This window comes from Legionella feeleii (assembly GCF_001467625.1).
GTDB lineage: Bacteria > Pseudomonadota > Gammaproteobacteria > Legionellales > Legionellaceae > Tatlockia > Tatlockia feeleii.
Genome location: NZ_LNYB01000027.1, coordinates 1 through 8,115, shown reverse-complemented (window position 1 = coordinate 8,115; position 8,115 = coordinate 1). Strand labels below are relative to the sequence as shown.

The window sequence follows — 8,115 nt, the reverse complement described above, 5'->3', positions numbered from 1 at the left end:
TTCCTTTTGTTGATTATGTTCTTGGCGAACAATCAACAGGATACGCCACCTAATTTATTTTTCACATACACCAGATTCGAGCATAACTCAGTCTGAGTCTGGCCGAAGCAAGAAATCAAGTATTGGCTTACAGAGAGTTAGTCGATAAAGGAATTGATCCAAGACAAAGTGATAATGAAAAAATCGAACTGAAACCAACCTTCCAATTGATTGCAGAACAGTGGCTCCATAAAAATCAACATTGCTGGAAAGAAGTGACCCTTAACCGCCATCATAAAACCCTTGTTCGTGACGTTTATCCCTTCATTGCAAATAGACCAATTGACGAAATAACTAAAACCGATCTTTTACAAATCATCCACCCCCATGAATTAAAAGGACATCATGAGATAGCACATCGTTTGCACGACAGGCTACAGAGTATCTTTGAATTTGCTGTAGGTGCTTCGTTAACTGAGAACTACCCTTTCATTGGATTAAAAAAAGCATTGGCACCAAAACCTCGAGTCACTAATCAACCAGCCATAAGATCAGATGAGGCTCACATAATGCTTGAGGTCATCAGAAAAAGTCCTGCAACATTGGTTAACAAGATTTATATTGAGTTGCTTGCTCACCTGTTTACCAGACCATCCGAGCTACGACTTGCTCAATGGAGCGAATTTAATTTACAACAAGCTGAATGGCACATTCCTACCGAACGCATGAAGATGGCTGTGCCTCATTGGGTTCCCTTATCACCTCATGCAATAAAACTCTTGAAACATTTAAGGTTGATTACAGGCTTTACCCCCTATCTTTTTACTTCACCAACAACAAACAAACCACAACCAATAAGTGAAACAAGTGCACGCAAACTCTTACACAATTCAGGATATAAAAATCGGCATACGTTACACGGCTTTCGCGCTTTGGCCTCTACGGTTCTCCATGAACAAAGCCATTTTAGAACTGATGCGATAGAAGCTCAGCTTGCTCATAAAGTTCAAGGGGTTAGAGGCGTTTACTTGCGTGCTGATTTTAAAAAAGAACGAAAAGAACTCATGAATTGGTACAGCGAATGGCTAACTCAACAAATTCCACTATCAATACGTAATACAAATACAATGGAGAAGTAATAATGATCGATAATTATATAAAGCAATCCATTAATGAAAGATTAAAATCAAAAAACTTGAATCTCCGCGCTCCAATATTGACTCTCATTCAAAATCCTACTTGGAGTAAAAAAGAACAAGATGAGCTAACTAAACAGCTTCAAATTGATACGCTTTCACAAGAAGAACTTAATATAATTATTGGCCCATGGCACAGAGCAAACAAACTTGCCGAGCTATGGGAGCAAATAGATCCTTCTAAACTAAAAAAAAGAATAAACCACCACTTAAAGAATATCGAACGAATGGAGAGAGAATTCAATTCTAATTACTGTGAAATAAACACACTTATGCAACTTCTTTTGGGTAATGAAATATTTTTCCATCTAGACATGTGTAAAGAAATTTTAAATGCTCTATTAATAGTAAATAAGCAAAATGGCCAACCGTACAGCATAGATTATTTCATTCGATATGCAATCAACAGTTTGTTTTATATGGGAAAAGAAATAGGTTTAAAAGCAGATGGAAGCCCTACTTCTCTACATAAGTATATTGAACGTATTACTACGCGAGAGCAATCTACCATTAATGATGACTATTTTACTTATAATAAAATCCATGAAGAAATTAATTTCTTTAACAATTTTTCAAACGTTTTAACCCCTATTACTAAATTTATATTTAACCCAATAGATAAAAACACTCAAAAAATTCTACATTCCATAAAATTAAGAAGAAGAGCTATACGATTAAGTTTAAAAAAATAAATTATTTACCCATACGCCATAAATATTTAAAGATCTATTGTCGACACAGCATCAAAAAGCAATCGTGTCGGCAATATACCCACCTTCCTTATTTACCCATAATTCAACTCAACGAATCACGAGAATGATTCGAATTGAAGTGTTTTAGGAGATGAATTATGAATGATGTAGTACCACTACTGCTTTATCCCAATGAAGCACGCAAGCTGTTGGGTGTCCAATCAACCAAGTTTTATGAACTAGTAAAATTGCCAGACTTTCCAAAACCAAGAAATCCTCTTGGTAAACGCCCCATGTATCTGAGAAAAGAGATTGAGAATTGGGCTAATAACCTTATTGAATTTCCTCAAGAATAAATGGATTCGCTTTAACAGATGTTAGCTTTGGAGAATCGCAAACCCAAAGCTAACTGGAAGAGATTTATCATGAATGATTTTACAACAACATTAAAAAAGAATGTAGTCACATCAACACACGAGGAAATTAAAAACATCAATTTACTTGATAATAATCATACTACTACAACAAATAGCTGTTCAGTAGATTCGATGAATTTACAACCAAGAAATGAGATATATCAAATTTTACCAGAATCAAGGCCAGAAGTTTTACAATTATCTTCAGAGATGCTACCGGATTCAATTCGAGATTATATTTTCGATGTGGCTGAACGCCAGCAAAGTCTACCCGATTTTGTCGCAGTAACAGCTTTAATTGGGCTAGCAAGTTTACTTGGCCGTAAAGCTTTAATATGTCCCAAACAACATGACGATTGGTCAGTTACTCCAAATCAATGGGGAGCCATTATTGGCCGCCCTTCTGCGATGAAAAGTCCGAGCATGAAAGAGGCCCTTCGTCCGCTGTATAAATTGGAGGATGAGGCAAACTTACAATACAAAGAAGAACAAAAAAGTTATCAAGAAGAAGGTATCTTACTTGAATTGGAGAGTGGTACAGCAAAAGAAAATGCAAAAAAAGCATTTAAATATCATGGAAGAGAAGCCGCAAGGGAAGCTTTGAGAACAAGAACCTTAAGTAATCCCCCAATTAGACGAAGACTAACAGTTAACGATCCAACAGTAGAAAAATTAGGTGAACTATTAAATGAAAATCCTAATGGCTTATTACTTGTTAGAGACGAACTAGCCGGATGGTTAGCTAGTCTATATCGTGAAGATCATCAATCTGATCGGGCTTTTTATCTAGAGTGTTTTGACGGAAATGGTCGTTATATTTATGATCGCATTGGGCGAGGAACAATAGAAATTGAAAACTGTACGCTTTCTATTATCGGTGGTATTCAACCTAGTCGTATTGCAACATTAATAAGGAGTGCCACACATGGAATTGTTGATGATGGTTTAATTCAACGCTTTCAGTTAGCAATATGGCCTAATGACCTTGGTCGTTGGCAATGGATTGATAGAGCCCCCAATCTACAAGCCAAGATAAAGTATGATAAAGTTTTTGAAACCCTTCATCATCTGGGATTTAAAACAGAAGATAACAAGCCTCGCCAATTCAGGTTTACTAATGACTCTCAACCATTATTTATTCAATGGATGAATAACATTCAAGAGCTTGCTAGAAATCCAGAGACATATCCCGTGCTCGAAAGTCATATGCTCAAAATGCCTCAAACTATTGCAGGCCTAGCATTACTTTTTGAAATAATTGATGGGGGACGTGAGGCAGTAGGTATTGAGGCAACCAAGAGAGCATTAAAATGGGCAGAATATTTGCTTAGCCATGCTAAAAGACTTTATAGCATAGCAAATAACAACAGTCTTGATGCTGCAAAAATTATTTTAAAACGCAAAAAACAATTGCCAAATACTTTTTCTACACGAGATATACAACGCAAAGGTTGGTCTGGTCTTGATTCCTCTGAAATCGTCCATGAAGCGTTAACTTGGCTAATTGACTATGGGTATTGTTACATTGAAAACATTGATTACACGGATACCAATGGCCGTCCAAAAACTGTTTTTCATTGGAATGAAAAGAAAGAAATACCCCATAGTGAGAACTGACAAAACTGACAGATGGGCTTTTGTCAGTTATGTCGGTTTCAATTGATAAGGATTTTTATAAAAATAATGGAGATTAGCATGCAACCTGTTGATGCAAAAGATAGTAACCAGCTTGATCGTATTGAGCTTGAGAAACGAGCAAAACAAAGGTTTAAAAATCGGGTTATACGTAAAAATGCTATATCCACAAGCAATGTCATGTCAGACACATTTAATATTAATGAGGCGAAAAAAGAAAGCCATGAGGCATTAACAGCTTTAAATGTCACAACGAGTTTGCAATCTATGCTTGTAGCCCAGATGCTATCAGTTCATGAACTCCAGCAAAGAACAATAGCTTTTGCTCATGGAAGCAGCCATGCTGATATTAAAAAATACTACATAAATTCTGCTGTAAAATTAGCAAATTGTTTTGTTCAGCAAGCTAACTTACTCGCAAAACTACAAGGTATTGCAGGACAAAAGATTATTGTTGAACGTGTTGATGTTCATCAAGGCGGGCAAGCGATTGTCGGAACTATTCAGGGGCCTATGAGTAACAAGGAAAAAACATGAAAACGACCTCAAGAACCGAGAAAAAGCGTTATGCATTTGAATCCGCTCCTCGCTGTGGTGCTAGAACAAAAGGTAATCAGGGAAAGCCCTGCCGTTGCCCAGCAGTTAGAAGAAGGGCTCGTTGTCGTGTACATGGCGGAGCTAGAGGCTCAGGAGCCAGGATAGGTAATGCGAACGCTTTTAAACATGGAGCAACAACAACTGAAACCAAAACATTTAAAACCGAATTAAGGCAATTACTTCGACATTACAAAAATATATTAAAAGCATTCAGTTAGTTATGAACGTATACAATAAAGAATAAGCCATTGACATATTTATTTTCAATAAATAGAATCCTCGTTGGGTTAGGCAGAAACCTTGCGCCTGCGCACTAAAACTTGCACTCGAGTACTGCCATTGAACTAGGGTTCTCTAAACCATATTAAACTAAACATGACTCATAAATGTTTTGGAGCAGGCGACAAAGTATAGATGAGTAATATGTGAGGTTTATTATGAAGAAGTCTCTTGTATCACCATCATATCTCAAGCAAAAAGCCAGACAATTAAAAAGAGATAACTCGCTGAGTCAGAGCCAAGCTCTTGATGAAACAGCACGACAATTTGGATTCTCCAATTATAAGAACTATCGGAATCTTTTAAACGATAACAACAAGCAACCGCTAGAAGATTATTTAAAAAGAATATATTCAGAAAATGATATGCTCCAAAAAATGGATATTGCAATTTCACTCATTCAAAACCATGAAATACCTTTTCAAGTTTTATTAGAAATTCTCAAACAACTTCAACATTCACAAGAGGCTATGCGCTCACTCTGTGAAAAATCAAAATTGAAAAATGACATTCAGTCATTCTTACTTGACGATTTGCGTGCTGATGAGGGTAAAGAAATAGAAATGTATGCCCCCTATTTCACAGCAACAAAGATTTCTTTAAGCAATCTTATCTATGAAATTGAGGAAGATACGCTCTGTGTTGATGGTGATTATGATATTAAGCTTGAATTTGACGGGGAGATACCCGAACATTATAAAGACTATCCTAATTTTGAAGTTCGTTCAATGTTTGGTGACTTTGAAATTGAAATCGATAAAAATAAACGGATCACCATTCAGAATTCAAGTATCGGACATTATTGGTAGTCTATTCTAGGCAAAACAATTCATTACATTCTATTCAATGAGCCGGACCTTCAAGTTAGACTCATTGAATTAACTGTATCATCAATTATGTGAATCTTTTGCCTTAAGCCACATTACAAATCCCCATATAAATCCAGCAACAGAAAGACCAAAATGTACATCAGTATATTCTTTTTCTCTCCAAGGAAAAAAAGCATATATAACTAAAATACCAAAAACCAACATTAATAACTTACCCATGCAAACATTATTTTTCTTTTCTTCTTTACGCTGCTTCTCGTAATGTTCGAGGCGTTTTTTATAGTAGTCTATGTCGTTCATTTTACAACCTATTTTATAAAGAATAAGGCATTAATGCGTCTTTTCTATGTTAACTATACTGGACGAATAAATTGAATTTATTCTATTTTCTTTATGTCATATTTTTAATATAAACACACACGAGGACTATTGCTTATTATGATGTGAATGATAAACACCAAAATATGATACTCATAGTCCGTGGTACGATAAGTATCTCATTCGTATCATACGAGAATGAGTAAAAAATGTCCAGCGCTTATTAAGTTAGGTCAACGAATCCGAGAACTTCGAATAGAAAAAGGCTTCTCCCAGGAGACTTTTGCTTACGAAATAAATCTCGATCGAACTTATATGGGGGGTATTGAGCGTGGAGAAAGAAACATTGCTGCTATTAATCTCATTCGTATAGCTAAAGGCCTGAAGGTAGAGGTAGGTGAACTTTTCCCGCCTATTAAAAATTTGAATGTGGATTAAGAAATAGGTGTATCTTTATGACTTGGGGGAGCGTTAATTGTGGAGTATGCAAAAAGAACAATACGGTTCAAAAAATAATCTCTCATAATTATTTAAAATGCATTTGCAAATCTTGTAGACACACGTATGAAATTTCCCTAATTAAAATTATTAAGAAAATTATATATCTAGACCAAAATATATTTTCTAACGCATATGCAATTAGTAAAGGTAAAGAAAGCAGATTCAAATTGCTAATTGATAAACTGGAAAACCTTACGAATAAACAGCTAATAATCTGTCCTTTTTCGGATGTTCACGACCTCGAATCTCATCAACAAACTGATGATGGAAAAGCTCTCTTTTCTATGATTCAAACCATGAGTAGAGGGAAGCGATTTTATTTAAGAAATAAAATTAAGGAACAACAGATTATCAATGCATATATAGCTTTCTTAAATAATGACTCTGATAAATATAAATTAAAGTTAAGTGATGCCATAGAGCCGGGTATCCATGACTGGGATACGTCTTTTAGAATACAATCTAATTTTAGCCTCAGTCAGTTTATATCTCCCGCAATTATTAAGAAAGAAAAAAAGCTTTTTACAGAAGATTTTATAGAAGCTTTACCTAAATTTCATAAAATGGCTAGTAACGTTCAAGCTAATTTTATTAGTGAAATAACTGACCATGCCAGGTTTTTAATCGAAGACTATATGCAAGCAATTAAAAGCAATGATATAAAAATAATACTGAACAGCGAAGAAGTTAAAATCATAAATACCTTGATGAGAATTGATACCGATAATCAGAATATTGGCTCCAAATTTAATCAAGTTATTTCATTTCTAAAATCAAGCTATTTTGCAAATATCCCCTATGTACATATTTCATCGGGTATTTGGGCAGTAAAAAGAAAAGAGATATCAGATGGGCGATGCCCAACTAATTTGGACAAGCACAGAAAACAAATCCGTGGGTTCCTTTATGATATAGAACATGCAGCAATTTTTGCTCCTTATTGTGATGCAATGATAACTGAAATAAAAATGGCTCAGTATCTAAAGGGTTGGCATAAGCAATCTCAATCGCTATACCCATTTAATGTATATTCTATCCAGGATGAAGCAAATCTATATAATTACCTTGACTATGTTGAAAACACTATCACAGAGGAAATGGAAGAAGAGTTAAAAATAGTCTACGGCGAAGTAAATTAACTTTACAAGATAAGGACCAAATTTGTGTCTAACTTTCTGGTTCATTATTTATAGCATACTGGATTAACTGCTATATCTATATCGCAAATTGTAGAGTCGTACTATTATTTATATGAATTAGGCAGTTACTACTATACTCCTATTAAAACCTAAACTATTAGGCATATTTACCTACAATCCGAAAAAATTTTTTTCAAAATAAGCCACATATTCTTTAGGATAGGAAATTGAATATGACATTGGACGTTAATCTATATATTGAACAGGCGAGTATTTATTTATCTAATATCTTAAATATTAATCTTCTTCTTTTCACAGCCAGCGCTTTATTATTCACACTGGGGTATCAAAAGAAGCTTAACTTATGTTGGTGGTTAGTAAATGCTGGGGAAATCGCTCTAGGTGTTTGGGCTATAACAATAATTATAAGAGCCCATCGCGGTTTGAGTTATTGTCAATTCTGGTGTATGAGCAAAATATCATCAAGCGGCCTTCCAGTCCGATTGTTCAACAACCTGCACTCCGTCTTCAAA

11 protein-coding genes are annotated in these 8,115 nt (G+C 35.1%); 10 read left to right on the top strand and 1 reads right to left on the bottom strand.

The window, feature by feature from the left end:
• The first annotated feature begins 122 nt into the window (after positions 1 to 122).
• The 7 genes from Lfee_RS04565 (at position 123) to Lfee_RS04535 (ending at position 5,603) form a co-directional block, all read left to right on the top strand.
• Positions 123 to 1,118, top strand: a complete 996-nt coding sequence (locus Lfee_RS04565; RefSeq protein WP_058444342.1) for a tyrosine-type recombinase/integrase — start codon at positions 123 to 125, stop codon at positions 1,116 to 1,118.
• Positions 1,119 to 1,120: 2 nt separating this feature from the next.
• The gene (locus Lfee_RS04560) at positions 1,121 to 1,867 is read left to right on the top strand and encodes a hypothetical protein (protein ID WP_058444340.1); all 747 of its coding nucleotides are present in this window, start codon (positions 1,121 to 1,123) and stop codon (positions 1,865 to 1,867) included.
• A 158-nt stretch (positions 1,868 to 2,025) separates the two neighbouring features.
• Positions 2,026 to 2,223 carry a helix-turn-helix transcriptional regulator gene (locus Lfee_RS04555; protein ID WP_058444338.1) on the top strand — a complete coding sequence of 66 codons (198 nt, stop codon included), beginning with the start codon at positions 2,026 to 2,028 and terminating at the stop codon, positions 2,221 to 2,223.
• A 69-nt stretch (positions 2,224 to 2,292) separates the two neighbouring features.
• Entirely contained in the window at positions 2,293 to 3,900 is a 1,608-nt protein-coding gene (locus Lfee_RS04550) for a YfjI family protein (protein WP_082646573.1), read from the top strand.
• A 78-nt stretch (positions 3,901 to 3,978) separates the two neighbouring features.
• A complete protein-coding gene (locus Lfee_RS04545; protein WP_058444336.1) occupies positions 3,979 to 4,455 on the top strand; it encodes a hypothetical protein in 477 nt (158 codons plus the stop codon).
• Positions 4,452 to 4,733 (top strand): hypothetical protein, encoded by a 282-nt coding sequence (locus Lfee_RS04540; protein WP_058444334.1) that lies wholly within the window; start codon positions 4,452 to 4,454, stop codon positions 4,731 to 4,733. The genes Lfee_RS04545 and Lfee_RS04540 overlap by 4 nt, the downstream gene beginning before the upstream one ends.
• A 219-nt stretch (positions 4,734 to 4,952) precedes the next feature.
• On the top strand, positions 4,953 to 5,603 hold the full coding sequence (locus tag Lfee_RS04535) for a P-loop NTPase family protein (RefSeq protein ID WP_058444325.1): 651 nt from the start codon (positions 4,953 to 4,955) through the stop codon (positions 5,601 to 5,603).
• An 81-nt stretch (positions 5,604 to 5,684) separates the two neighbouring features.
• Here Lfee_RS04535 and Lfee_RS04530 read toward each other — a convergent pair whose 3' ends face one another.
• Positions 5,685 to 5,924 carry a hypothetical protein gene (locus tag Lfee_RS04530; RefSeq protein ID WP_058444323.1) on the bottom strand — a complete coding sequence of 80 codons (240 nt, stop codon included), beginning with the start codon at positions 5,922 to 5,924 and terminating at the stop codon, positions 5,685 to 5,687.
• A 216-nt stretch (positions 5,925 to 6,140) separates the two neighbouring features.
• Between Lfee_RS04530 and Lfee_RS04525 the strand changes: the two genes are divergently transcribed.
• From Lfee_RS04525 to Lfee_RS17590, 3 genes are all read left to right on the top strand, one after another.
• The gene (locus Lfee_RS04525) at positions 6,141 to 6,380 is read left to right on the top strand and encodes a helix-turn-helix domain-containing protein (protein WP_058444321.1); all 240 of its coding nucleotides are present in this window, start codon (positions 6,141 to 6,143) and stop codon (positions 6,378 to 6,380) included.
• 230 nt (positions 6,381 to 6,610) lie between these two features.
• The gene (locus Lfee_RS04520) at positions 6,611 to 7,582 is read left to right on the top strand and encodes a hypothetical protein (RefSeq protein WP_146751416.1); all 972 of its coding nucleotides are present in this window, start codon (positions 6,611 to 6,613) and stop codon (positions 7,580 to 7,582) included.
• 227 nt (positions 7,583 to 7,809) lie between these two features.
• Positions 7,810 to 8,115, top strand: a 306-nt coding sequence (locus Lfee_RS17590) for a hypothetical protein (RefSeq protein ID WP_238584862.1), incomplete at its 3' end; no start/stop codon positions are given.